Origin of the sequence: Salmonella sp. SAL4457, assembly GCF_046548235.1 — a bacterium.
In the GTDB taxonomy this organism is placed as follows: domain Bacteria; phylum Pseudomonadota; class Gammaproteobacteria; order Enterobacterales; family Enterobacteriaceae; genus Salmonella; species Salmonella enterica.
Genome location: NZ_JBGDZO010000254.1, coordinates 1 through 311, shown reverse-complemented (window position 1 = coordinate 311; position 311 = coordinate 1). Strand labels below are relative to the sequence as shown.

At 69.8% G+C, this 311-nt stretch carries 1 pseudogene; it reads right to left on the bottom strand.

The features are described 5' to 3' along the window. Nucleotides 1-18: 18 nt before the first annotated feature. Nucleotides 19-311: pseudogene (locus tag ACLJNW_RS24160) on the bottom strand (hypothetical protein); the annotation flags it as partial.

Genomic DNA, 311 nt, shown 5'->3' with positions numbered 1-311 from the left:
CTCCTTGGCTGCTCGGGTTCAGGCCGCGCTGGCAGCGAACTTTTCGTAGTAGAAATTCGCCGGGCGCACGCCCTGCTCGCGCAGGTAGCGCTCGACCGCCTCGACCATCGGCGGCGGCCCGCACAGGTAGAGGTCGAAAGCTTCGTCGCGCAGGCGGGCGGCGTCGAAATGCTCGTGCAGGTAGCCGCGCCGGCCGTCCCAGTCGGCGTCCGCCTCGCTGAGCACCGGGACGAAGCGGAAGCCGGGAAGCCGCTCGGCGTAGCCGGCGATCCGCTGCAATTCGCAGAGATCGGCGGCGCGGCGTACTCCAT